This is a genomic window from Streptomyces sp. NPDC048337 (genome assembly GCF_043201175.1).
Taxonomy (GTDB): Bacteria; Actinomycetota; Actinomycetes; order Streptomycetales; family Streptomycetaceae; genus Streptomyces.
Map to the genome: position 1 here is coordinate 191,723 of NZ_JBICYR010000011.1, position 21,640 is coordinate 213,362.

Genomic DNA, 21,640 nt, shown 5'->3' on the forward strand with positions numbered 1-21,640 from the left:
CCGGTCAGGAGCCGGTCGAGTCCCGGGAGAAGCCCAGGCGGGTGCGGAGGGGGACGCGTTCGTCTTCGGCTACCGCGGCCGCGCCGTCCGTGACCGTTTCGTAGACCGCCAGGATGTCCGCGCCGACCGTGGACCAGTCGAAGCGGCGGACGTGTGCCGAGCCGCGGGCGCTCAGTTCCGCGCGGCGGGCCGGGTCGCGGAGGAGGGCGATGGCGCCGGCCGCGAGGGCGTCCGCGTTCTCGTTCGTGAAGAGGTCGCCCGCGCCGCCCTGGTCCAGGACCTGGGCGAAGGCGTCCAGGTCGGAGGCGAGGACCGCCGCGCCCGCCGAGAGGGCCTCCACCAGGATGATGCCGAAGCTCTCGCCGCCCGTGTTCGGGGCCACGTAGACGTCGACGCTGCGCAGCAGCCGGGCCTTGTCCTCGTCGGAGACCATGCCGAGGAATTCGACGCGGGAGCGGAGGTCGGCGGGCAGGGAGGCCACCGCCTCCTCCTCGTCACCGCGGCCCGCCACCAGGAGGCGTACGTCCGGGCAGGACTCGACGATCTTCGGGAAGGCCGCCATCAGGACCGGCAGGCCCTTGCGCGGTTCGTCGATGCGGCCGATGAAGCCCAGGGTCTGGCCGGACCACGCGGGGTTGGGGTCGGCCTTGGCGAAGAAGTCCACGTCGACGCCGTTGGGGATGACCACCGCGTCGCCGCCGAGGTGCTCGACGAGGGTGCGGCGGGCGTACTCGCTCACCGCGATCCGCGCGCTGATCTTCTCCAGGGCGGGTTGCAGGATCGGGTACGCCGCGATCATGGCGCGCGAGCGCGGGTTCGAGGTGTGGAAGGTGGCCACGATCGGGCCCTGGGCCGCCCAGCAGGACAGCAGTCCCAGCGAGGGCGAGGCCGGCTCGTGGATGTGGATCACGTCGAAGGTGCCGTCGTGCAGCCAGCGGCGTACGCGCGCGGCGGAGAGGAAGCCGAAGTTCAGGCGGGCGACCGATCCGTTGTACGGGACGGGGACGGCCCGGCCGGCCGAGACCACGTACGGCGGCAGCGGGGTCTCGTCGTCCGCCGGGGCCAGGACCGACACCTCGTGGCCGAGGCGGATCAGGTGTTCCGCCAGGTCCCGGATGTGGAACTGGACGCCGCCCGGCACGTCCCACGAGTACGGGCACACGATGCCGATCTTCACTACGAGCGCTCCCCCTGGTCGGTCAGGTCGTCCAGCCACAGCCGCTGCAGCATGTGCCAGTCCTCCGGGTGCTCGGCGATCCCCGACGCGAAGGCGTCCGCCAGCGCCTGCGTCATGGAGGCGGTCTTCTCGACGCGGGTCCCGGTCTTCGGCACCTCCACCTCGGGGTGGATCCGGCCGTACATCTTGGGCGAGTCCCCGTAGTACAGGGTCACCGGCAGCAGCACCGCCCCCGTCTGCTGCGCCAGCAGCGCGGGCCCGGCCGGCATGCGCGCCGTCGAGCCGAAGAAGTCCACTTCGACTCCGGAGGACGACAGGTCCCGGTCCGCGACCAGGCAGATCAGGCCACCGGAGCGCAGCCGCCGGGCGAGGGTGCCGAAGGCGGCGCCGCCGCTGTGCGGCAGGACCTCCATGCCCAGGCTCTCCCGGTAGGCCACGAAGCGGTCGTAGAGCGACTCGGGCTTGAGGCGCTCGGCGACCGTGGTGAACGGGATGCCGACGTGGCCGGTGACCCAGGCCCCGGCGAGGTCCCAGTTGGCCAGGTGCGGCAGGGCGACGATGACCCCGCGCCCGGAGGCGACGGCCTCGCGCAGGATGTGCTCGTCCTTGATCTCGACGTCGGTGCCGAAGCGCCGCCGGTCCATCGCGGGCAGGCGGAAGGACTCCATCCAGTAGCGCATGTACGAGCGCATGCCCGCCTGCGACAGCTCGCGCAGCCGCTCCGGTGCCGCGTCGGGCACCACCCTGGCCAGGTTGGACTCCAGCCGCAGCACGCTCTTGCCGCGCCGCTTCCACGCCACGTCGGCGATCTTGCGGCCCAGGGCGACCGCCGCCGGCTCCGGCAGCTTCTTGACCCCCGCCCAGCCGAGCCCGTACAGCCCGTCGACCAGCTTGTCCTTCAAAGCCGTCCTGCCCCCCGGCGCCATCAGGCCGCGCCCCCCTCGGCGGTCGCGGCCGCGGCATCGGCCTCGGCCGACTCACGGCGTACGGTGACCACCCGCTGGATCAGCGTGACGAGCGAGCCCGCCGCCACGATCCACAGCGCGATCGGCAGCAGTACCCCGATCCAGGACGGCACCCCGAAGGTCTGCAGCCCGGACAGGCCGGCCGCGACCAGCGAGATCACCAGCCGCTCGGCCCGCTCGATGAGCCCGTTGACGGCCACCGGGAGCCCGATCGACTCGCCGCGCGCCTTCGTGTACGAGACCACCTGGCCGCTGGCGAGGCAGAAGATCGCCACCGCGCACAGCGCGTTGTCGTTCCCGGAGCCCGCGTACCAGAGCGCGAGCCCGCCGAAGATCGCCGCGTCCGCCACCCGGTCGAGGGTGGAGTCGAGGAAGGCGCCCCACCGGCTGGAGACGCCGGCCTGACGGGCCATGTTCCCGTCCACCAGGTCGGAGAAGACGAAGAGGGTGATGGTGATCGTGCCCCAGAAGAACTCACCCCGGGGGAAGAAGACCAGCGCTCCCGCCACCACTCCGGCCGTGCCGATCAGGGTGACCGCGTCCGGGCTCACCCCCCGCCGGAGCAGAAGAGCGGCGAATGGCGTGAGAACACGCGTGAAGAATGCACGCGCGTACTTGTTCAGCATGGCCTTCCCGGAGGGTCGCTGGGCCGCGCGGCCACCACGGCCACCGGCTGGCCCATCGTAGCCAGCACGCCGCCTCGCAGACGCCGCGCACCCACCGGTTCGCGCCGCGTAAGACGCACGTCACGCCGCGGACCGCCTCCGGTACCCCTGGGGTACGCCCCCGGTACGACGTATGGACGCGGTGTGACAGCAGTGCAAAGCTCGAAGAACCCCGTTTCTTCCTCCGTCACCACCGGGAGGCACGAGCACCATGGGAGCCACATCACACCAATCCGGAGCCGCCGGCAGGGCACTGGCGGCCGACCGCCCCTCCTCCGTACGGAACGTCGTGCTGGTCGGCCACAGCGGATCCGGTAAGACCACACTGGTCGAAGCCCTGGCCCTGACCGCTGGAGCGGTCAATCGGGCCGGCCGGGTCGAGGACGGCGGGACCGTCTCCGACTACGACGAGATCGAACACCGGCAGGAAAGGTCCATCCAGCTCTCCCTCATCCCCGTCGAATGGGGCGGAATCAAGATCAACATCTTGGACACCCCCGGATACGCCGACTTCGTCGGGGAACTAAGGGCCGGTCTGCGCGCCGCGGACGCGGCCCTTTTCGTCGTCTCGGCCTCGGACGGGATCGACGGCGCGACCCGGATGGTCTGGGACGAGTGCGAGGCCGTCGGCATGCCCCGCGCCATCGTCGTCACCCATCTGGAGGCGGCCCGCTCCGACTACGCGCAGATGACCACCGTCTGCGGCGAGATCTTCGGCGCCGAGGACCCCGACGCCGTCATCCCGCTCTACCTGCCCCTGCACGGGCCCGCCGCTCCCGACGGGCACGCGCCCGTCACCGGCCTGCTCGGCCTGCTGTCGCGGCGCGTCTACGAGTACTCCTCGGGCGAGCGCGTGGCGCGCGACCCGGACCCCGCCGAGCTCTCCCTCATCTCCGAAGCCCGCTCCCGCCTGATCGAGGGGATCATCGCGGAGAGCGAGGATGAGAGCCTCATGGACCGCTACCTCGGCGGCGAGGAGATCGACTTCAAGACCCTCGTCGACGACCTGGAGCGGGCCGTGGCCCGGGGCACCTTCCACCCCGTCCTGATGGCCGCCCCGGCCGCCGACGGCGCCAAGCAGGGCCTGGGCACCGTCGAGCTCCTCGAACTGATCACAGGCGGTTTCCCCACCCCCCTGGAACGCCCCGACCTCAGCGTCACCGCCCCCGACGGCTCCGCCCGCGCCGCCGTCACCTGCGATCCCGACGGCCCGCTGCTGGCCGAGGTGGTCAAGACCTCCTCCGACCCGTACGTCGGCCGCGTCTCGCTGGTCCGCGTCTTCTCCGGCACCCTGCGCCCCGAGGAGACGGTGCACGTCTCCGGCCACGGCCTGGCCGACCGCGGGCACGAGGACCACGACGTCGACGAGCGGATCGGCACCCTCACCTCGCCCTTCGGCAAGCAGCAGCGCACCCTGGAGAGGTGCATCGCCGGCGACCTGGCCTGCGTGGCCAAACTCACCCGGGCGGAGACCGGCGACACCCTCTCCGCCAAGGACAACCCGCTCCTGATGGAGCCCTGGGCCATGCCCGACCCGCTGCTCCCCCTCGCCATCGAGGCCCACAGCAAGGCCGACGAGGACAAGCTCTCCCAGGGCCTGTCCCGGCTCGTCGCCGAGGACCCCACCATGCGGCTGGAGCAGAACCCGCACACCCACCAGGTCGTCCTGTGGTGCCTCGGCGAGGCCCACCAGGACGTCGCCCTGGAGCGGCTGCGCACCCGCTATGGCGTCCAGGTCGACGCCGTCCCCCACAAGGTGAGCCTGCGCGAGACCTTCGGCGCCAAGGCGGCCGGCCGCGGCCGGCACGTCAAACAGTCCGGCGGCCACGGACAGTTCGCCATCTGCGAGATCGAGGTGGAGCCGCTCCCGCCCGGCAGCGGCATCGAGTTCGTCGACAAGGTCGTCGGCGGCGCCGTGCCCCGCCAGTTCATCCCGTCCGTGGAGAAGGGCGTACGGACCCAGGCGGCCCGCGGGGTCGCCGCCGGATATCCGCTGGTCGACGTGCGCATCACGCTCCTCGACGGCAAGGCGCACTCGGTGGACTCCTCCGACGCCGCCTTCCAGACCGCGGGCGCCCTGGCCCTGCGCGAAGCCGCCGCCGAGGCCCGCATCCACCTTCTCGAACCGGTGGCCGAGGTCGCCGTCCTCATCCCCGACGAGTACGTCGGCCCGGTCATGAGCGACCTGGCCGGCCGCCGCGGCCGGCTCGTCGGCACCGAACAGGCCGGTCCCGGGCGCACCCGGGTCCGCGCCGAGATCCCCGAGATCGAGATCGGCCGCTACGCCGTCGAGCTGCGCTCCGTCTCGCACGGCACCGGGCGCTTCGCCCGGGCCTACGCCCGCCACGAGCCCATGCCACCGCAGATCGCGGACAAGGTGCGCGAACAGGCGGAGAAGGGAAGCTAATTGACATAGCGCCACCACGGCGTGGGATCGGCCGCCCACCCAACCCGCTTGCGGTGGGCGGCATTTCCCTGTCCCATGACCATGGGGCGAGATCCGCCGATAGGCTCATCGGCGCACCAAAGAGCACGACGCACAGCGATGGGGGCAGCGGTGGCGGACGACGGATTCGACTTCAGGCCCGGAGCACAGATTCCCCTCCAGGGGGGCGGGGGGCAGACGGCGGCGACCAACGCCCTTGCCTCGGCGGCGTACCGCGAGGGCGGCGACGACACCAAACTCGAAGAGCTGATCAAGGCCAACAGCGAGAACCACCCGGCCTCCGTCAAGGCGGGCAAGATCTCCCTGTTGGAGCCCAACCTCGGCGAGGCCTTCTGCCGCGCGGTGGAGGCCCGCACCCTCGGCTCCGCCCGCAAACCGCTGATCCAGTCGTTCGGCGCCGACCCGCAGACCGTCGTCGAGCACTGCCTGTCCGCGACCCGCATCCGCAAGGAGCGCGACGCGAAGCTGCGGCTGATCATGCTCGTCTGCGGTGTGGTGTTCCTGCCCGGCCTGCTGCTGTGGCTGGGGCTGTTCCAGCTGCGCAAGTCCCTGTCGGCCAAGGAGGGCAAGCGCGCCTCCTGGTACGGGACCGCTCTCCTGGTCGGGATCGGCGTCGTCGCGGCCGTCCTGATGTTCCGGTTGCCCTTCACCGGCTTCCTCGGCCTCTACCTGCGCGGCATGATCATCGCGCCGGCCGCGGGCTGGCTGCTCGCCCGCCGGATATGCGAGTCCACCGCCGCCGACCTGCGGGCCCGCTGGGAAGGGCTGCTGTCGGGTGACGGCGTCCCGGCCAAGATCCCGGAGGCCGTGCCCGGCAACCCCGACGAGAAGGCCCGGGAGGACCTGCGCCACCAGCTCGCCAAGCTGACCGCGGAGGACCGCAGCAACCAGGTCTTCTACGCCGGCCCCAAGGGGATCCTCGGCATGGGCACCCGGTGGGGCAGCTGGCAGATGGCCGAGGAGCTCGACCCCAAGACCGACGGGATGGAGATCCACCCGTTCCGCAGCTGGGACGTCATACGCGCGATCGACACCCAGCTCCGCCAGCTGGAACGCGGCCCGCTGCACACCGGCGGCTTCCCGCCCGCCGCCATCCAGCACTGGATCGTCACCCCCGTCGGAGAGGGCGCCGCCGAGGTGGCCCGCCCCACCGGCGAGAACACCGACAACTTCCTGATCAAGCCGCACGAGATCACCCGGATCTGCAACGAGCAGCAGTTCAGCGCCGGCAACCGGCACTACCTGGGCATCCAGTACCCGCTCTGGGACGGCCAGCTCGTGATCAACATGCTGGTCACGGTCACCGTGCTCTACAAGACGCTGCGGGTGGACGTCACCGCGCACGCCCTGGGGCCGGTGGCCGGCCTGTTCACCACGAAGCCCAAGGCCCAGGTGGTCGAGGTACCGAAGAGCATCAGGTTCTGGGAGACCGTGGAACGCCCCAAGCCGCTGGTGGACGCCGGCGAGGTCGTACGCCTCGCCGTACGGGCCCCGCTGACCTGGTACCCCCCGCTCCTGGACTACTTCGGCGGCAAGCTGGTCCTGCCGGAGCCCTTCGGGGTGCGGCACGTGTGGGCGGGCTCGATGTGGCGCCACCGGTTCATGGCGGACGACGCCCTGCGCACCGTCGCCCCGGTCCTCAGGTCGGTGCACGCCGCCACGTTCAAGGTGCTGGAGGAGAACGGCGTGGACACCGAGCGCTTCACGAACCGCTCCTCGATCATGAGCGGCCTCATCCAGGAGCCGGCGCCGCGCAAGGCGGACGTCTACGACGCCTAGCCGGGCAGGACCGTCAGGCTGACGTCCGCCATGCGGCCGGCGGCGTCGAAGGTGATCAGGGCCGTGCCGCCGCCGGGCAGCTCGGCCGTCATCCGGCCGCCGGCCTCGCTCACCTCGACGCCGTGGTGGTCGAAGTACCCCGTGACGACCCTGCGCGGGGACCGGCCGATGAGGCCGGCCCCGGTGATGAGGGTCCGGGGCAGCGTGACGGGGTCCAGGGCCGCCCGCGGGACCTGCGGGTCGTCCGGCAGGAAGTAGACCCGCGTACCCGGCCCGGCCTCGACCCCGATGTAGCCGGGAGCCTCGGCCACGCCCATTCCGGCGAAGGCCAGGGTCTCCGCCGCGATCCGCGGGTCGGGGAAGCCCGACAGGTCGAGGGCCTCCTCGGTGAACTCGGCGATCCCCATGGCCTTTCCATAGCGCTCCACCGCGGCCGCGAGGGCGACCACCTCGGTGCCGCGCAGCCCCGGGTTGGCCCAGCCCCACATCCAGGAGTGTTCGTGCGTGTCGTAGCTGCCCAGGACCGAGACCCGCAGGTCAAGGCCGCCCTGGCGGTAGCGGCAGGCCTCCAGGTCGGCCGTCCACGGGCCCTCGGGCAGGAAGGAGGTCAGGGTGTCGAGCTGGGCGGCGCCCCAGGCGGCGTGCCGCTCGGCCTCGGACAGGAACTCGTCGCTGAATCGCGTGATCATGGTCACCGACCCTATGGCCCCCCGGCCGCACGGCGCCGTCTGGGTAGGCTGGTTTTCCGAGGCCGTCCCGTCCCGAGGAGGAACCGTGACCGAGCGCAAGCCGCCGGGGGTCAGCTTCGAGTCCTTCGTGGACCGGCAGATCAGGGAGGCCGCCGACCGGGGCGAGTTCGAGAGCCTGCCGGGCTGGGGCAAGCCGCTGGCCTCGCTGGACGCCCCGTACGACGAGCTGTGGTGGATCAAGGGGAAGCTGCACCGCGAGGGCTTCTCCCCGCTGCCGCCCTCGCTCGCGCTCCGCAAGGATGCCGAGGACGCGCGGGAGGCGGCCCGGGCGGCCCGCTCCGAGCGTCAGGCCCGGGCCATCCTCACGGAGATCAACGAGAAGATCCGCGCGGCCCTGCGCAGGCCACCGGCGGGCCCGCCCCTCAAGCTGACGGAGTTCGACGTCGAGGGGGAGCTGCGGAGCCGGCGCGAGAGCCGCGCCGAGTAGTCCCGTACGCCGTCAGCCCGTGGGCCAGGCGTCGGCGAGCATCTGCCGGGTGTCCGCCAGGAGCTGCGGCAGGACGCGGGTGTGACCGACGATCGGCATGAAGTTCGTGTCCCCGCCCCAGCGGGGCACGATGTGCTGGTGCAGGTGCGCGGCGATGCCGGCACCGGCGGCGCTGCCCTGGTTCATGCCGATGTTGAATCCGTGCGCCCCGGACGCCTTGCGCAGCGCGATCATGGCCCGCTTCGTGAGGTCGGCCAGCTCGGCGGTCTCCAGGCCGTCCAGGTCGGTGTAGTCGGCGACATGCCGGTACGGGACGACCATCAGGTGGCCGCCGTTGTACGGGTAGAGGTTGAGCACCGCGTAGACGTGCTTGCCGCGGGCCACGACGAGCCCGTCCGTGTCGGACATCTCCGGAATCCCGCAGAAGGGACAGCCGTCCCCGGCCTCGGGGCCGGTGGGCTTGTTCTCGCCCTGGATGTAGGCCATCCGATGCGGGGTCCACAGGCGCTGGAACCCGTCATGCGTGCCAACGCCGTTCTGCTGCTCCGGCTCACTCGTCATGGCGGCAAGCATATGACCTTGCCGACACGGACGAGGAAGGCCCCCGGAAAGTGATCACTTTCCGGGGGCCCGCTCCTGCGGATCAGACCTGGACGCGGTCCGCGACGACCTTGGCCAGCTTGGCCAGCGCCTCGTCCTTGGCGATGCCGTTCTCCTGCGAACCGTCGCGGTAGCGGAAGGAGACCGTGCCCGCGGCCATGTCCTCGTCACCGACGATGATCATGAACGGGACCTTGAGCTTCTGGTGGTTGCGGATCTTCTTCTGCATGCGGTCGGAGGAGGCGTCCACCTCGACCCGCAGGCCCTGCTTCTTCGCCTCGGCGGCGAACTCCTGCAGGTACTCGACGTGCCCGTCGCCGATCGGGATGCCGACCGCCTGGACCGGGGCCAGCCACGGCGGCATGGCCCCCGCGTAGTGCTCCAGCAGCACGGCGAAGAACCGCTCGATGGAGCCGAACAGCGCGCGGTGGATCATGACCGGGCGCTGGCGGGAGCCGTCCGGGGCGGTGTACTCCAGGTTGAAGCGCTCCGGCAGGTTGAAGTCGAGCTGCACGGTCGACATCTGCCAGGTGCGGCCGATGGCGTCGCGCGCCTGCACGGAGATCTTCGGCCCGTAGAAGGCCGCGCCGCCCGGGTCGGGGGTCAGCGGGAGGCCCTGCTTCTCGGCGACCTGCTGGAGGACCGCGGTGGCCTCCTCCCAGACCTCGTCCGAGCCGACGAACTTCTCCGGGTCCTTGGTGGACAGCTCCAGGTAGAAGTCGGTCAGACCGTAGTCGCGCAGCAGGTTCAGCACGAAGGTGAGGGTGCGGTCGAGCTCCTCGGCCATCTGCTCACGGGTGCAGTAGATGTGCGCGTCGTCCTGGGTGAAGCCGCGGGCTCGGGTCAGGCCGTGCACGACGCCCGACTTCTCGTACCGGTACACGGTGCCGAACTCGAAGAGGCGCAGCGGCAGTTCGCGGTAGGAGCGGCCGCGCGCGTCGAAGATCAGGTTGTGCATCGGGCAGTTCATGGGCTTGAGGTAGTAGTCGGTACCACCGTCGAGCTGCATGGGGGGGTACATGCCCTCCGCGTACCAGTCCAGGTGGCCGCTCTTCTCGAAGAGGGCGCCCTTGGTGGCGTGGGGGGAGTAGACGAACTCGTAGCCCTCCTCCTCGTGCCGGCGGCGCGAGTAGTCCTCCATGACCCGGCGGATGATGCCGCCGCGCGGGTGGAAGACGGCGAGGCCGGAGCCGATCTCGTCCGGGATGGAGAAGAGGTCGAGCTCGTTGCCGAGCTTGCGGTGGTCGCGCTTCTCGGCCTCGGCGAGGAAGTCGAGGTGGGCCTTCAGCTCGTCCTTCGACGGCCACGCGGTGCCGTAGATGCGCTGGAGCATCGGGTTCTTCTCGCTGCCGCGCCAGTAGGCGGCGGCGTTGCGCATGAGCTTGAAGGCCGGGATGTTGCGGGTGGTGGGCAGGTGGGGACCGCGGCAGAGGTCCTTCCAGCACAGCTCGCCGGTCTTCGCGTCGAGGTTGTCGTAAATGGTCAGCTCGCCGCCGCCCACCTCGACGTTGGCGCCGTCGTCGGTCGAGGCCGACCCCTTGATGCCGATGAGCTCCAGCTTGTACGGCTCGTCGGCGAGCTCCTCGCGGGCCGCCTCGTCGGTGACGACGCGGCGGGAGAAACGCTGGCCGCGCTTCTGGATCTCCTGCATCTTCTTCTCGATGGCCTTGAGGTCATCGGGGGTGAAGGGCCGGGCCACGTCGAAGTCGTAGTAGAAGCCGTCCCGGACCGGCGGGCCGATGCCCAGCTTGGCCTCGGGGAAGAGCTCCTGCACGGCCTGCGCCATGACGTGCGCGGTCGAGTGGCGCAGGATGTTGAGGCCGTCCTCGGCGGAGATCTCCACCGGCTCGACGGTCTCGCCGTCCTTCACCTCGTACGCGAGGTCCTTGAGCTCGCCGGCGACACGCGCGGCGACGATGGTGCGCTCGCCGGCGAAGAGCTCCGCCGCCGTAGTGCCCGTGGCCACCACGCGCTCGTCCCGCTCGGAATCGCGTTGGATGATCACACGGACGTCTGACACCGGTCTCTCCTGACTCAGGGGGTGCGCGAGCGAACGCTGCGCGTCTGAATCGTACCGAGCGGAGCGGCCGCGCCGCTAAACGGTTATCGCGCGGCCCCGCCCGGTCCCAGCCCGGGGCCCGGCCCAGGCCCTGAACCGGGGCCGGGCCGGGCCGGGCCGGCGGACCCCCGGCCACCGCGGGCAGACCCGCGGTGGCCGGTAGCGTGGGGAGCATGGCCGACTCTCCCGGAGGGACCCTTATGCCGAGCAGCGCGCGGATCCGTCCGTTGGACCTGACCGACGACGCCGTCGCGGCCACCGTGCACCGCATCGGGCGGGAGGCCTACGCAGTGGAGGCGGAGCTGATCGCCTTCGACGGCATCCCCGCGCTGAGCGAGAGCCTCGCCGACATGCGCGGGCGAGGACTGACCTGGCTGGGGGCCGTAGCCCCGGACGGGGAGATCGCCGGCTTCCTGGCCTGGGAGGAGCCGGCCGCGGACGGTCCGCTGCGCCTGGACCGGCTCTGCGTGGACCCCGCCCGGTTCCGCCTCGGCGTCGCCTCGCTGCTGCTGCGCCACGTGCTGGCCGAGCTCTTCCCGGACCGGCCGGTGGAGGTCACCACCGGCGCCGGCAACACCCCCGCCGTGACCCTGTACGAACGCCTCGGCTTCACCCGGGGCGCCGACTTCTCGCCGGTCCCCGGCCTGCGGATGGCCTCGTTCACCCACACCCGCTAGTCGTCCGAAGGCAGCACGTCCTCCTGGTCGAAGGCCGCGTCCAGGGACTTCATCAGCCGGTCGCGCTCCACCTCGTCCAGCGGTACGGGCGTCACGTCCGCGGCGTCCGCCAGCCTGCGGAAGCCGCCGCGCCGGGAGAGGCGGCCGCTGATCCGGACCGGGAGCCCTTCGAGGTGGGCGTGGACGGCGGTGCGGTACGCCTCCTCGCCGAGCGCGGCCCGTACGTACGGGACCTCCGCGCCGGCCAGCACCCGCAGCCGGACGGTCCCCCCACCGCCCGGGGCAGCGCGCCGCATCCGTACGACGGCCCCCGCGAGCCGGACGGCGACGGCCGGCTCGTGGCGGGTGTAGCGGGCGGCGGCCTCGCGCAGCACCGGCAGGTCGCCGGGCGAGAACTCCACCGGCTCGGGCCTCGCCGCGCAGCCGGCCGGCACCCCGGCCGCCGGTGCCCAGGCCAGTGCGATCCTGGCCCCTTCCGAACCCCGTACGAGGGCGATCAGCGCGTCGGCGAGTTCCCGGCTGACCCCCGCCGCCACAGCGGCGTCGAAGGCTTCCATGCCGCCGGTGGCACGCCGGTAGTCCACCGCCTCGCGGGCGGCGTGCAGGGCGTGGTGCAGCCGCGTCACCAGGCCCCGGCCACCGTCCACGGGCACGTACGCGGCCAGCCGGCGCCCGCCCGGAGCGGGCCCCACCAGGACGCCGTCCAGGGCGCGTTCGGCCTGGTCCCGGTGGCGGGCGCCGTAATACCCGGCGCGGGCCCGGTCGGCGAGGGCCCCGGCGAGCAGCAGCCGACGGGCCGCCGAGCGCAGCCGCTCCTGCACGGTCCAGGCGGCCTCGCCCTGGAATCCGTACGGCCCCTCGGGGATCTCCCGTTCCCAGCGGATCTCGTCGCTCGGCACGCTCAGCCCGAACAGCACCTCCCGCGCGGACGGCAGCGCGCTGCGCGAGAGCGCGGTGAGCGCCTCCTCCAGCAGGTCGGCGCAGTCGGGAAAGCCGCGGCTCTCGGGGACGAGCAGGCTGGTCCCGGCGTGGCCGGCCGGGGTCCAGCGCCCGTACCGCCCGGCCGGGCCGCCGCGCCGGAGCCACCCGTGCCGGTGCAGCAGCGCCCCCAGCACCAGCGGATCGACCTGGGCCGGATCGGGCGTGCCCGGCGTGAACTCCGGGGACGACAGCGGTTCGAGGTGCGGCGGGTGCCAGTTCATCAGGGTGTCCCTCCCGACCCGACCCGGGTCATGATCCCGCACAGCGCGCGGTCGTCGAAGATCCGCGCGGTCGGGATCCGTACGGTGGTCCGGCGCCGGCCGGTCACAGGGGTGCCGGCGAGGTTGGTCCAGTAGCAGCAGTGCCGCAGGTCGAGCCGGTCGTGCCCGGCGGCGAGCCATTCGTCGCGCTCCCGCGGGACGAGCATCACGACGAGGATCTTGTGGACGGCGACCGGGGTGCGGGCCAGTTTCAGCAGGTGCTCGTTGTCGAGGGTGAAGCCGAAGGTGGGCCCGGCCGGCCTGGGCGGTATCTGGTAGGTCGCCTTCAGCTGCACCTTGATGGTCACCTCGTCGTCGACGACGTGCTCGGGGGCTCCGTGGCTGACGTGCCAGTCGATCCCGTTGTCCGGAAAGGGCTGGGAGAGCGAGCAGCCGGCCGCGGCGGCGACGGCGTGCAGGTACCCCACCTGGAGGGTCTCCATACAGGCGGTGGTGGCGAGTGTGCCGCGCAGCGGTCCGGTCCCGGGATCGGTCCGCCCCTGCAACACCCCGCCCTGTTCGGGCTGCGCGAGCGCCATGGCCGGCTCCCCATGCCTTCCGGGCTCTGCCTTCGGTGGTGGGTGGGGTGACGACCGGTCATGTGTGCGGTCCCCCATGGGTGTTGTCTCCGCACCCGGCCCGCCGCAAACGGCGTACGGGGCAAACAGCACGGGTATCACCGATGCGGGAGACGGTGGCACGTTTTGAGTCAGCGCTGCAGAGGGCGCCCCATCTGCCCACCGGGGACGAGGAGTTCGCCATGACACGCTGGTACGAGGGCCCGCTGGCCGCGTTCGACACGGAGACGACCGGGGTGGACGTCGAGCAGGACCGGATCGTGTCCGCCGCGCTCATCGTGCAGGAGTGTGCGGGCGGCCGCGTCCGCTCCACCCGCTGGCTGGTCAATCCCGGCATCCCGGTGCCCCCGGGCGCGACGGAAGTGCACGGGCTCACCGACGAGCACCTCCAGCGCCACGGGCGCTGGCCGGCACCGGTGGTGGAGGAGATAGCCCGCGCACTCGGGGAGCAGCAGATCGCGGGCCGGCCGGTGGTGGTGATGAACGCGCCGTTCGATCTGACGCTGCTGGACCGGGAGTTGCGCCGGCACCGGGCGTCCTCGCTCGCGCGGTACCTGGACAACCGGCCGCTCACCGTGCTGGATCCGCGGGTGCTGGACAAGCACCTGGACCGCTACCGCAAGGGCCGCCGCACGCTGACCGACCTGTGCGAGCACTACGGGATCGAGTTGGAGGGCGCGCACGACGCGGCGGCGGACGCGCTGGCCTCGCTGGAGCTCGTACGGGCGGTGGGGCGCCGGTTCGCGGCGCGGCTGGAGCGCTTGACCCCGGCCGAACTGCACACCCTGCAGGCGGTGTGGCATGCGGCACAGGCGCGGGGACTGCAGGCGTGGTTCGCCCGCCAGGGGACGCCTGAGCCGGTGGATCCGCACTGGCCGCTGCGGCCGGGGGACCTGTCGACGGCGGCGTAGTACCCGGCCCGTACATGCGGAAGGCCGGTCCGTCAGCTGACGGACCGGCCTCTCCCGGTGGGCGATACTGGGATCGAACCAGTGACCCCTTCGGTGTGAACGAAGTGCTCTCCCGCTGAGCTAATCGCCCGGGAACGCACTGAACAATACAGAAGGCTTGGGGCTGGTTCAAACCGCTTCCCGCCCGGCGGCCAGCCGGGCCGTGAGACCGCGCCGCCCGGCCTCCATCATCAGGGCGTGGTTGAGCCGGAACACCGGCCGCCCGGGCAGCGCGAGCCGCCGCATCAGGGGCCGGCGCACCTCGACCTCCTGCTCGTACAGCGCGCGGGTCCGGGTGGCTCCGGTGCCGGCGCGGGGTCGTACGGTCCACCGCGCCCAGCCGTCGAGATCACCGCCGAGGGCGACTTCCAGGACCCCGCGGACGGGGTCGCGCAGCAGCTCGGCGGCGGTGATGTGGAGCGCGTACGGGAGGACCGAGCGGACGGTGGCGGTGCCGCTGCGGTCGTCGACCGGTGCGACGCGGCGGATCTGGGGCCACCAGTGCGGGTACTCCCCCGGCCGCTCCAGTACGGCGTAGACGCGGGCGGGCGGGGCGTCGAGGTCCCACACGCTCCGGAAGCGGTAGCGGCTCCACCGCCCCCAGTGGTCGGAGCTGTCCGAGCGGTACCAGCGGCTGCGGTCCATGGTGGGAGTCTGGCCCGACCGGGGCTCCGGCATGCCCACTTCACCCGGACCGTGCGTACTCAGGGCACATCTGAGTACGCGCGCCCATGTCCTGACCGCGTGACCGGCGCCACACTCCGCAGTATGAACACGCCTCTGCCGCCGGCCGAAGAGCTGGCGCTCATCGACCGTGAGCTGGCCCAACTCGATGCCCGGCGAATCTACTTGCTGGGGCGCCGGGACTGGCTGCTGCGCCTTCCGGTCCCTCCTGCCTGGGCGCCGCCCGGGCCTGCCGCGCCGGCGCGGGAGACCTCGGCCCCGGGCGCGCAGAACGTGCTGCTCACCCTGGGCGCGGTCCTGCTGTCGGTGGCCGCGCTCGCGTTCACGCTGCTGAGCTGGGGCTCCCTGGGGATCGCCGGGCGCTCGGCGGTGCTCGCCGCGGTGACCGCGGGGGCGCTGGCCGCCCCGGCGGCGCTGCTGCGCCGCGGGCTGCGGTCGACGGCGGAGTCGGTGGCGGCGGTCGGCCTGCTGTTGACGGTGCTGGACGCGTACGCGCTGTACGCGGTCGGGATGCCGGACACGGACGGCACCGCCTACGCCTCGGGGGCGGCGGCGGTGCTGGCGACGGTGTGGGCCGCGTACGGCGCCGGGCTGCGGAAGCTGCGGATCCCGCTGCCGGCGGCCGTGCTGGCGGCGCAGTTCCCGCTGCCTCTGGCGGCGCTGGCCGCGCAGGCGGGGCCGCTGGAGATCGGCTGGGCACTGCTGGCGACGGCGGCGCTCGACGCGGCCCTGGCGCTGCGGATCCGGGTGGCGGCCGTCCCGGCGGCGGTGCTGGGCGCGGGGGCGCTGCTGACGGGCGCGGCCGAGTCCTGGTCGGCGGCGTCCGCGGGCGGTGCGCTGACCCCGGCGGGGCTGCTGCTGGCGGGCGCCGCGCTCGGCACGGTGGCGGCGCGACGGGAGCCGCGCGCCTGGGCGGCCGCGCTGGCGGGCGGCCTCGCGGCGGTGGTGGCGCTCGGCGGGGTGGCACGGCAGGGGCTGGATCCGGCCTGGACGGTGGTGGTGCACCTGCTGGTGGCGCTGCCCCTGCTCGCGGTCGTACGGGTCCACGCGCTCCCGGCGCCGGTACGGCGCGGGCTGGCCTGGGCCGGCGCGGTGGTGACCGCCCTGGCTGCGCTGGCGGGCTGCTCGGCGGTGGCGCCGACCCTCCTGGCCCGGATCCGGGTGCTGGAAGAGGTGTGGGCGGGGACGACCCCGGCCGCGGATCCGTTCTGGCCCGGCGCGGCCGTCCCGGTGACCCTGCTGGTCGGGGCGGGAGCCGCCTGGTGGCTGTCCAGGGCCCTGGCCCGGCCGGAGCCCGCGGTGGCGGCGGTGGTCCTGGCGTGGGCGGGGCTGTTCACGGCGCCGGAGCTGCTCGGGTTCCCGCCGGCGGCGGTGTTCACGGCGCAGCTGGCGGTGACGGGGGCGGCGGGAGTCCTCGCCCTGCGCGCCACGGTGCGCGGCACCGGGATCGCGGCGGCCGGATGCGCGCTGGCCGGCGCCGCGAACGTGTCCCTGGGCGCGCTGGACGGCCGGATGGCCACCTTCGCGGTGTGGGGAGCGCTGGGGGCGTGCTGCGCCGCGGGGGCGGCGTACGGGCCCGCCGCGCGCCCGGTCCGGTCCGCGGCAGCCGTGTGCGCCGTCGGGTACGCCACGGCGGTCCTGGCGGCCGCGGGGGCGGCGGCGGACCTCGCGGTCGTCTGGTGGGCGCTGCCGGTGCTGGCGGTCCCGGCGGCGGTGGCCGGGCTCGGGCCCCGGCTGGGCGGCGTGCGGGTGCCCGCCGAGATCGCGGCGGCGGGGTCCGGGCTGCTGGCGGCGGCCCTGTCGGCGGGCCGGACGGGGACCCTCGCGCTGGTCCTGGCGCTGGCCGGGGTGATCTGCGCGGGCGCGGCGGTGCGCGAGGACCGGCGGACGCCGGCCGGCTGGGCGGCGGGGGCGCTGTTCGTGGCGGCGACCTGGGTCCGGCTGGCCGACTTCGGGGTCACGGCCCCGGAGGCGTACACGCTGCCGGTGACGGTGCCGGCCCTCGCGGTGGGCCTCATGCGGCGGCGCCGCGATCCCGGAGCCTCCTCCTGGACGGCGTACGGCCCGGGCCTGTCCGCGACCCTGCTGCCGAGCATCCTGGCGGTCCTGGGCGGCTCCCCGGCCGGCACCGCGAACTGGCTGCGCCCGCTGCTGCTGGGGCTGGCCGCGCTGGCGGTGACCCTGGCGGGAGCCCGGGGGCGGCTCCAGGCTCCGCTCGTGCTGGGCGGGGCGGCGCTGGCGGCGGTGGCGCTGCACGAGCTGGCCCCGTACGTGGTGCAGGTCGCCGGGGCGCTCCCGCGCTGGGTGCCGCCGGCGCTGGCGGGCCTGCTGCTGCTGGCGGTGGGGGCGACGTACGAGAAGCGGCTGCGCGACGCCCGCCGCCTGCGGGACGCGCTCGGCCGCCTCCGGTGAGGAAACGCCGGAGGGCCCGGAGACGGTGAAAGTCTCCGGGCCCTCTGGTCCGGGTGGGCGATACTGGGTTCGAACCAGTGACCCCTTCGGTGTGAACGAAGTGCTCTCCCACTGAGCTAATCGCCCGGACGCACCGCAAACATTACCGCATGTCAGCGGTGCTCCTGACCATCACTGGTCCTTGATGTTCCAGGGCAGGACGAGCCCGTACTTCCACAGGTAGAAGCCGATCAGCGCGCCCGCGACGACGAGGCCGACGCTGGTCAGGATGATGTTGCGGCGGCGGACCTTCGGGTCGAGCGCCTTCTGCGCGGCCTCGGTGACCTTGCGCTTGGTCCAGCGCAGCACGAGGTGCGCCCACGCGAACTCCGTCGCCCAGATCGCCAGGCCCGCGAAGATCGCGACCCAGCCGGGGCCGGGCAGGACGAGCATGGCGATGCCCGCCGCGATCACGGCCAGGCCGACGACGAAGACGCCGACCTGCCAGCTCAGGTGCAGACTGCGGCGGGCCTTGATGAAGGCGGGCGCCTTGGAGACGTGCAGCGCCTCTTCGGTGGCCGGCCCACTGCTCACGGACTCGTCGGTCTTGCCGGTCTCGCGGTCACTCCCCGTATTCATGAGGTCGAATCTACCGGAGCCGGAAGCACACGTGAATGGTGCTTTGGATCCGCCGTCCGAGGGACCCAGAGGTCCGCAAAACGGTCAGAGGGGTTTACAACGGCACCGTAGGTGGCATGTCGATTTCGCCGACGTGCGAATCCCCGAGCGCACACTGAGCGAAAGGCCCTGGCGCTTATGAACACCACGGTCAGCTGCGAGCTGCACCTGCGCCTCGTTGTGTCGAGCGAGTCCTCACTGCCTGTTCCCGCGGGCCTGCGGTATGACACGGCCGACCCCTACGCCGTGCACGCCACCTTCCACACCGGCGCCGAGGAGACGGTCGAATGGGTGTTCGCCCGCGACCTCCTCGCGGAGGGCCTCCACCGGCCCACCGGTACCGGCGACGTCCGCGTCTGGCCGTCCCGCAGCCACGGTCAGGGCGTCGTCTGCATCGCCCTGAGCTCACCGGAGGGAGAAGCGCTGCTCGAAGCACCCGCCCGAGCACTCGAGTCGTTCCTCAAGCGGACGGACGCCGCGGTCCCACCCGGGACCGAACACCGGCACTTCGACCTCGACAAGGAGCTCTCCCACATCCTGGCCGAAAGCTGAGCCGGCTCCGACGAGTGCCTGACCGCCCGACACCGTCCGACTCGGGGCGACGGTGTGGGCCGGACAACCACATACGGCACGGCCGGCGCTGTTCTCGCGGGAGCCACCTGCGAGGACGGCGCCGGTGTGCGTGGGCACCCCCCTTCGGAGGGACCCGCTAGAGTCGGCCCCCAGCGGCGGCACAGGACCGTCGCCGCAGGCCCGGCCCTTGAGGGAGACCCCGTGCAGATCCCCCACGACACCCGTCGCGCGCTCGACGTCGTCGTCGCGCTGGTGAACACCGCGGCCGAGGCGGACCAGCCCGACGGACTCTCGGACGTCAGCGCGCTGCGCGGCTTCGTCCAGGAGTACGCGATCAGCGACGTCGGCGAGCTCGGTGCCCGCGATCTGGCCGGGGTCCGGACCGTGCGCGGAAAGTTCGCCCAGGTCTTCGCGGCACCGACCGCCCGCGCGGCGGCCGTACTGATCAACGAGCTGGTGGCGACGGCCGGCACCACTCCGCAGCTGACCGACCACGACGGCTACGACTGGCACGTGCACTACTTCGCGCCGGGCGCCTCGGTCGGCGACCACCTGGCGGCCGACGGCGGCATGGCGCTGGCCTTCATCGTGGTCTCCGGCGAGACCGAACGGCTGCGCCGCTGCGAGGCCCCGGACTGCCGGCGCGCCTTCGTGGACCTCTCCCGGAACCGCTCGCGGCGCTACTGCGACAGCCGGACCTGCGGGAACCGGCTGCACGTGGCGGCCTACCGGGCCCGGCGCAAGTCAGAGCAGGAAGAGGTCGTGCACGGCGGCGAGCAGCAGCAGGGTGCCGATCACCGCCAGTAAGATCATCAGGGGCGGCTGGGAGAGCGCGAAGAGACAGCCTCTCGGCTCCTCGGGGGCGGGCGTCGGGACCGGCGCGGGACGGGGCGCCGACGGCTCACTCTGCGATGTGTCGAGCATGTCGGGCCGATGATGGCGCAGCCCGCCGCCAACCGTGTCCCAACACGCCAAGATCGGGGCGGCAGTTCGCCCGATCTCGTGGACCGGACGCGCTCCGGGCCGGACGGGGCCCGCTGTCGTGCTTCTCGGCGCTTCTCGGCGCCGCTCCGGTCAGATGCCGTGCTTCTTGAGGATGGCCTCGATGTCGGAGAAGTCCTCCCCGCCCGAGGCGGCCTGCGGCTGCCGGCCCGCGGCGGGCCGGGAGCGGGACCCGGCGCCGGTGCCCAGGGACGGCGCGGACGCGCCCGGGGCGACGGCCTGCCGGTCCGGGCTCCCCTCGACCGCCGCCTTGCCGCGGCCGCGGCGCTCGATCGCCCGGGTGGTCACGAACAGCAGCCAGGCCAGCCCCAGCAGTCCGAAGCCGGCCCAGACCGTCGGCTTGAAGACCATCCCGGACACCCATTCCACGACGCCCGTCATCACGAGGCCGACGGGCACCAGCGCGTACGCGGCGATCCGCGTGGCGGCCAGGAAGCGCTTGCGGTAGGCGGTCAGCGCGGCGATGCCCAGGCCCGCCGCGGACACCGCGGAGCAGATGGTCTCGGCGAGCATGCGGTCCTCCAGGAGTGGGCGGTCTGTCCCTATCCATCCTGCACCGGTCCCCGCCGCGGCGGCCAGATCCACGGGGCCCCGCGGGCCGATCTCCGGGACATCTCCGGGTCCGTCTCCTCCGCAGGTCCCGGTCGGTCGCTGGTTGCACGGGCTGGGAGACTGTCCGTATGACCGATTCCGTGATCCTCGACGTCTGGTGCGAACTCCAGTGCCCGGACTGCCACAGCGCCCTGGACGACGTACGCGCCCTGCGGGCCCGCTACGGCGACCGGCTGGACATCCGGCTGCGCCACTTCCCCCTGGAGAAGCACAAGCACTCCTTCGCCGCGGCCCAGGCCGCCGAGGAGGCCGTGGAGCAGGGGCAGGGCTGGCCCTACGCGGAGGCCGTCCTGGCGCGCACCGCGGAGCTGGCCGAGCGCGGCGAGCCGGTGCTGCTGGACGTGGCGCGTGAACTGGGCCTCGACGTGGAGGAGTTCGACACCGCGCTGGTCGACGGGCGGCACATCCTGATCGTCGACGCCGACCAGGCCGAGGGCAAGGCGATCGGCGTGACCGGCACCCCGACGTACGTGATCGACGGCGAGCGCCTCGACGGCGGCAAGAGCCAGGAGGGGCTGCGCGCCCGCATCGAGGAGATCGCGGACCGGCTGCTCGGTGTCTAGATCAACTCTTTCGCGTAGTTGAAGTCGGTCGGCCGGTAGCCGAGGGATTCGTAGAGCCCGAGGGCCGGGGTGTTGCCGGTGAAGACGTGGAGGGCCATCACGCGGTGGCCCTCGGCGAGGGCCATGCGTTCGGCGAGGAGCATCAGGTGGCGGCCGTGGCCCCGGCCGCGGTACTCGGCGCCGACCTGGACGTCGAAGACGTACGCGCCCTCGCCGAGCGGCGCGAGCCAGACCGTGCCGACCGGGGTGCCGGCCGCCTCCAGGACGGCGAGGGCGGCCCCGGGCGTCGCCAGGCCCTGCGGCAGCTGCCTGTCGTGGTCGGCCGCGGACTTCGCGTGGGCGGCCTCCGCCGACAGGCCGCGGTCGATCCAGCTCTCGGCGTAGGCCACCTTCGCCCGGGCGAGCCAGACCTCGTACTCGGCGTCGGTCATCGGCCGGCCGACGACCCCCTCGGGCAGGACGGGCGGCTCCGCCGGCAGGTCCTTGGCCATGTTGCGGCTGTACTCGGCGTACCCGAGGGCCTCGGCCATGCGCAGACCGCCCGGCGAATCGGCCGGGACCGACACCCGGACCCGGCGGCAGCCCCACCCGCGCAGGACCTCCTCGGCGGCCAGCGCCCCCACGGTGGCGCGGCCGCGCCGCCGGTCGCGCTCGTCGACGGCCAGGTCGCGGATCTCCCCGACGGTCGGCCCGAAGGGGGTGTCGGAGGCCAGCAGCAGCGCGCCGACGCGCCTGCTGTTCACGCGGATCTCGTACCGGCGCGTCCGCGCCCCGCCACTGCTCTGCTGAAGCGGCTCGCTCGGCCGCAGGGTGGTGGTCATCAC

At 73.0% G+C, this 21,640-nt stretch carries 22 protein-coding genes and 2 tRNA genes; 9 read left to right on the forward strand and 15 right to left on the reverse strand.

The window, feature by feature from the left end; genetic code table 11:
- Nucleotides 1-4: 4 nt before the first annotated feature.
- Genes ACGFYU_RS20095 through pgsA form a run of 3 tightly spaced genes read right to left on the reverse strand, consistent with a single transcriptional unit; the run spans nt 5 to nt 2,768 of the window.
- Entirely contained in the window at nt 5-1,177 is a 1,173-nt protein-coding gene (locus tag ACGFYU_RS20095) for a glycosyltransferase family 4 protein (protein ID WP_393828631.1), read from the reverse strand.
- Nucleotides 1,177-2,103 carry a phosphatidylinositol mannoside acyltransferase gene (locus tag ACGFYU_RS20100; RefSeq protein WP_393828632.1) on the reverse strand — a complete coding sequence of 309 codons (927 nt, stop codon included), beginning with the start codon at nt 2,101-2,103 and terminating at the stop codon, nt 1,177-1,179. Before ACGFYU_RS20100 ends, ACGFYU_RS20095 begins: the two co-directional genes overlap by 1 nt.
- A complete protein-coding gene (gene pgsA, locus ACGFYU_RS20105) occupies nt 2,103-2,768 on the reverse strand; it encodes a phosphatidylinositol phosphate synthase (protein WP_393828633.1) in 666 nt (221 codons plus the stop codon). The genes ACGFYU_RS20100 and pgsA overlap by 1 nt, the downstream gene beginning before the upstream one ends.
- 250 nt (nt 2,769-3,018) lie before the next feature.
- Between pgsA and ACGFYU_RS20110 the strand changes: the two genes are divergently transcribed.
- Both ACGFYU_RS20110 and ACGFYU_RS20115 read left to right on the forward strand, forming a co-directional pair.
- A complete protein-coding gene (locus ACGFYU_RS20110) occupies nt 3,019-5,214 on the forward strand; it encodes an elongation factor G-like protein EF-G2 (RefSeq protein WP_393828634.1) in 2,196 nt (731 codons plus the stop codon).
- 150 nt (nt 5,215-5,364) lie between these two features.
- A complete protein-coding gene (locus tag ACGFYU_RS20115; protein ID WP_393828635.1) occupies nt 5,365-7,032 on the forward strand; it encodes a hypothetical protein in 1,668 nt (555 codons plus the stop codon).
- Here ACGFYU_RS20115 and ACGFYU_RS20120 read toward each other — a convergent pair.
- Entirely contained in the window at nt 7,029-7,721 is a 693-nt protein-coding gene (locus ACGFYU_RS20120; RefSeq protein ID WP_393828636.1) for a DUF6882 domain-containing protein, read from the reverse strand. The genes ACGFYU_RS20115 and ACGFYU_RS20120 overlap by 4 nt on opposite strands.
- An 85-nt stretch (nt 7,722-7,806) precedes the next feature.
- Between ACGFYU_RS20120 and ACGFYU_RS20125 the strand changes: the two genes are divergently transcribed.
- The gene (locus ACGFYU_RS20125; RefSeq protein WP_393828637.1) at nt 7,807-8,208 is read left to right on the forward strand and encodes a DUF1992 domain-containing protein; all 402 of its coding nucleotides are present in this window, start codon (nt 7,807-7,809) and stop codon (nt 8,206-8,208) included.
- A 12-nt stretch (nt 8,209-8,220) separates the two neighbouring features.
- Here the strand turns inward: ACGFYU_RS20125 and ACGFYU_RS20130 are convergent, their stop codons facing one another.
- A complete protein-coding gene (locus tag ACGFYU_RS20130; protein ID WP_393828638.1) occupies nt 8,221-8,781 on the reverse strand; it encodes an HIT family protein in 561 nt (186 codons plus the stop codon).
- 70 nt (nt 8,782-8,851) lie between these two features.
- On the reverse strand, nt 8,852-10,828 hold the full coding sequence (gene thrS, locus ACGFYU_RS20135) for a threonine--tRNA ligase (RefSeq protein WP_393828639.1): 1,977 nt from the start codon (nt 10,826-10,828) through the stop codon (nt 8,852-8,854).
- A 212-nt stretch (nt 10,829-11,040) separates the two neighbouring features.
- Here thrS and ACGFYU_RS20140 point away from each other — a divergent pair, with 212 nt between their 5' ends.
- A complete protein-coding gene (locus tag ACGFYU_RS20140; protein ID WP_393828640.1) occupies nt 11,041-11,544 on the forward strand; it encodes a GNAT family N-acetyltransferase in 504 nt (167 codons plus the stop codon).
- Here the strand turns inward: ACGFYU_RS20140 and ACGFYU_RS20145 are convergent.
- Together ACGFYU_RS20145 and ACGFYU_RS20150 are read right to left on the reverse strand one after the other, a co-directional pair.
- Nucleotides 11,541-12,746, reverse strand: a complete 1,206-nt coding sequence (locus ACGFYU_RS20145) for a hypothetical protein (protein ID WP_393828641.1) — start codon at nt 12,744-12,746, stop codon at nt 11,541-11,543. The two genes, ACGFYU_RS20140 and ACGFYU_RS20145, sit on opposite strands and share 4 nt — an antisense overlap.
- Nucleotides 12,746-13,324 carry a DUF4365 domain-containing protein gene (locus ACGFYU_RS20150; protein ID WP_393828642.1) on the reverse strand — a complete coding sequence of 193 codons (579 nt, stop codon included), beginning with the start codon at nt 13,322-13,324 and terminating at the stop codon, nt 12,746-12,748. The genes ACGFYU_RS20145 and ACGFYU_RS20150 overlap by 1 nt, the downstream gene beginning before the upstream one ends.
- A 221-nt stretch (nt 13,325-13,545) precedes the next feature.
- Here ACGFYU_RS20150 and ACGFYU_RS20155 point away from each other — a divergent pair, with 221 nt between their 5' ends.
- Nucleotides 13,546-14,274: a 3'-5' exonuclease gene (locus ACGFYU_RS20155; RefSeq protein ID WP_393828643.1), complete on the forward strand. Its 729-nt coding sequence runs from the start codon at nt 13,546-13,548 to the stop codon at nt 14,272-14,274.
- A gap of 58 nt (nt 14,275-14,332) precedes the next feature.
- On the opposite strand, the gene ACGFYU_RS20160 is transcribed toward ACGFYU_RS20155, so the two are convergent.
- Both ACGFYU_RS20160 and ACGFYU_RS20165 read right to left on the reverse strand, forming a co-directional pair.
- Nucleotides 14,333-14,404, reverse strand: a tRNA-Val gene (locus ACGFYU_RS20160).
- A gap of 38 nt (nt 14,405-14,442) precedes the next feature.
- On the reverse strand, nt 14,443-14,958 hold the full coding sequence (locus ACGFYU_RS20165) for an SRPBCC family protein (RefSeq protein ID WP_393828644.1): 516 nt from the start codon (nt 14,956-14,958) through the stop codon (nt 14,443-14,445).
- Nucleotides 14,959-15,081: 123 nt separating this feature from the next.
- Here ACGFYU_RS20165 and ACGFYU_RS20170 point away from each other — a divergent pair, with 123 nt between their 5' ends.
- Complete coding sequence (locus ACGFYU_RS20170; RefSeq protein WP_393828645.1) at nt 15,082-17,409, forward strand: SCO7613 C-terminal domain-containing membrane protein; 2,328 nt, start codon at nt 15,082-15,084, stop codon at nt 17,407-17,409.
- 54 nt (nt 17,410-17,463) lie between these two features.
- Here ACGFYU_RS20170 and ACGFYU_RS20175 read toward each other — a convergent pair.
- Both ACGFYU_RS20175 and ACGFYU_RS20180 read right to left on the reverse strand, forming a co-directional pair.
- Nucleotides 17,464-17,535: transfer RNA gene (locus tag ACGFYU_RS20175), tRNA-Val, on the reverse strand.
- A gap of 45 nt (nt 17,536-17,580) precedes the next feature.
- Nucleotides 17,581-18,027 (reverse strand): TIGR02611 family protein, encoded by a 447-nt coding sequence (locus tag ACGFYU_RS20180; RefSeq protein ID WP_393828646.1) that lies wholly within the window; start codon nt 18,025-18,027, stop codon nt 17,581-17,583.
- Nucleotides 18,028-18,204: 177 nt separating this feature from the next.
- Between ACGFYU_RS20180 and ACGFYU_RS20185 the strand changes: the two genes are divergently transcribed.
- Both ACGFYU_RS20185 and ACGFYU_RS20190 read left to right on the forward strand, forming a co-directional pair.
- Nucleotides 18,205-18,618 carry an SsgA family sporulation/cell division regulator gene (locus ACGFYU_RS20185; protein WP_030011909.1) on the forward strand — a complete coding sequence of 138 codons (414 nt, stop codon included), beginning with the start codon at nt 18,205-18,207 and terminating at the stop codon, nt 18,616-18,618.
- Nucleotides 18,619-18,840: 222 nt separating this feature from the next.
- Nucleotides 18,841-19,446: a CGNR zinc finger domain-containing protein gene (locus tag ACGFYU_RS20190; RefSeq protein WP_393828647.1), complete on the forward strand. Its 606-nt coding sequence runs from the start codon at nt 18,841-18,843 to the stop codon at nt 19,444-19,446.
- Here the strand turns inward: ACGFYU_RS20190 and ACGFYU_RS20195 are convergent.
- A complete protein-coding gene (locus ACGFYU_RS20195) occupies nt 19,384-19,563 on the reverse strand; it encodes a hypothetical protein (protein WP_393828648.1) in 180 nt (59 codons plus the stop codon). The genes ACGFYU_RS20190 and ACGFYU_RS20195 overlap by 63 nt on opposite strands.
- A gap of 150 nt (nt 19,564-19,713) precedes the next feature.
- A complete protein-coding gene (locus ACGFYU_RS20200) occupies nt 19,714-20,154 on the reverse strand; it encodes a hypothetical protein (RefSeq protein WP_393828649.1) in 441 nt (146 codons plus the stop codon).
- Between the two features lie 167 nt (nt 20,155-20,321).
- Here ACGFYU_RS20200 and ACGFYU_RS20205 point away from each other — a divergent pair, with 167 nt between their 5' ends.
- Entirely contained in the window at nt 20,322-20,816 is a 495-nt protein-coding gene (locus tag ACGFYU_RS20205) for a DsbA family protein (protein WP_393828650.1), read from the forward strand.
- On the opposite strand, the gene ACGFYU_RS20210 is transcribed toward ACGFYU_RS20205, so the two are convergent.
- Nucleotides 20,813-21,637, reverse strand: coding sequence for a GNAT family N-acetyltransferase (locus tag ACGFYU_RS20210; protein ID WP_393828651.1), 825 nt, complete (start codon nt 21,635-21,637; stop codon nt 20,813-20,815). The two genes, ACGFYU_RS20205 and ACGFYU_RS20210, sit on opposite strands and share 4 nt — an antisense overlap.
- Nucleotides 21,638-21,640 lie beyond the last annotated feature (3 nt).

Excerpts from the sequence above, each read along its gene's own strand:
- ACGFYU_RS20100 (WP_393828632.1), bottom strand. The coding sequence starts at position 2,103 with ATGGCGCCGGGGGGCAGGACGGCTTTGAAGGACAAGCTGGTCGACGGG.
- pgsA (WP_393828633.1), bottom strand. The coding sequence starts at position 2,768 with ATGCTGAACAAGTACGCGCGTGCATTCTTCACGCGTGTTCTCACGCCA.
- ACGFYU_RS20110 (WP_393828634.1), top strand. The coding sequence starts at position 3,019 with ATGGGAGCCACATCACACCAATCCGGAGCCGCCGGCAGGGCACTGGCG.
- ACGFYU_RS20120 (WP_393828636.1), bottom strand. The coding sequence starts at position 7,721 with ATGATCACGCGATTCAGCGACGAGTTCCTGTCCGAGGCCGAGCGGCAC.
- ACGFYU_RS20130 (WP_393828638.1), bottom strand. The coding sequence starts at position 8,781 with ATGCTTGCCGCCATGACGAGTGAGCCGGAGCAGCAGAACGGCGTTGGC.
- ACGFYU_RS20140 (WP_393828640.1), top strand. The coding sequence starts at position 11,041 with ATGGCCGACTCTCCCGGAGGGACCCTTATGCCGAGCAGCGCGCGGATC.
- ACGFYU_RS20145 (WP_393828641.1), bottom strand. The coding sequence starts at position 12,746 with ATGAACTGGCACCCGCCGCACCTCGAACCGCTGTCGTCCCCGGAGTTC.
- ACGFYU_RS20150 (WP_393828642.1), bottom strand. The coding sequence starts at position 13,324 with ATGGCGCTCGCGCAGCCCGAACAGGGCGGGGTGTTGCAGGGGCGGACC.
- ACGFYU_RS20155 (WP_393828643.1), top strand. The coding sequence starts at position 13,546 with ATGACACGCTGGTACGAGGGCCCGCTGGCCGCGTTCGACACGGAGACG.
- ACGFYU_RS20165 (WP_393828644.1), bottom strand. The coding sequence starts at position 14,958 with ATGGACCGCAGCCGCTGGTACCGCTCGGACAGCTCCGACCACTGGGGG.
- ACGFYU_RS20170 (WP_393828645.1), top strand. The coding sequence starts at position 15,082 with ATGAACACGCCTCTGCCGCCGGCCGAAGAGCTGGCGCTCATCGACCGT.
- ACGFYU_RS20180 (WP_393828646.1), bottom strand. The coding sequence starts at position 18,027 with ATGAATACGGGGAGTGACCGCGAGACCGGCAAGACCGACGAGTCCGTG.
- ACGFYU_RS20185 (WP_030011909.1), top strand. The coding sequence starts at position 18,205 with ATGAACACCACGGTCAGCTGCGAGCTGCACCTGCGCCTCGTTGTGTCG.
- ACGFYU_RS20195 (WP_393828648.1), bottom strand. The coding sequence starts at position 19,563 with ATGCTCGACACATCGCAGAGTGAGCCGTCGGCGCCCCGTCCCGCGCCG.
- ACGFYU_RS20200 (WP_393828649.1), bottom strand. The coding sequence starts at position 20,154 with ATGCTCGCCGAGACCATCTGCTCCGCGGTGTCCGCGGCGGGCCTGGGC.
- ACGFYU_RS20205 (WP_393828650.1), top strand. The coding sequence starts at position 20,322 with ATGACCGATTCCGTGATCCTCGACGTCTGGTGCGAACTCCAGTGCCCG.
- ACGFYU_RS20210 (WP_393828651.1), bottom strand. The coding sequence starts at position 21,637 with ATGACCACCACCCTGCGGCCGAGCGAGCCGCTTCAGCAGAGCAGTGGC.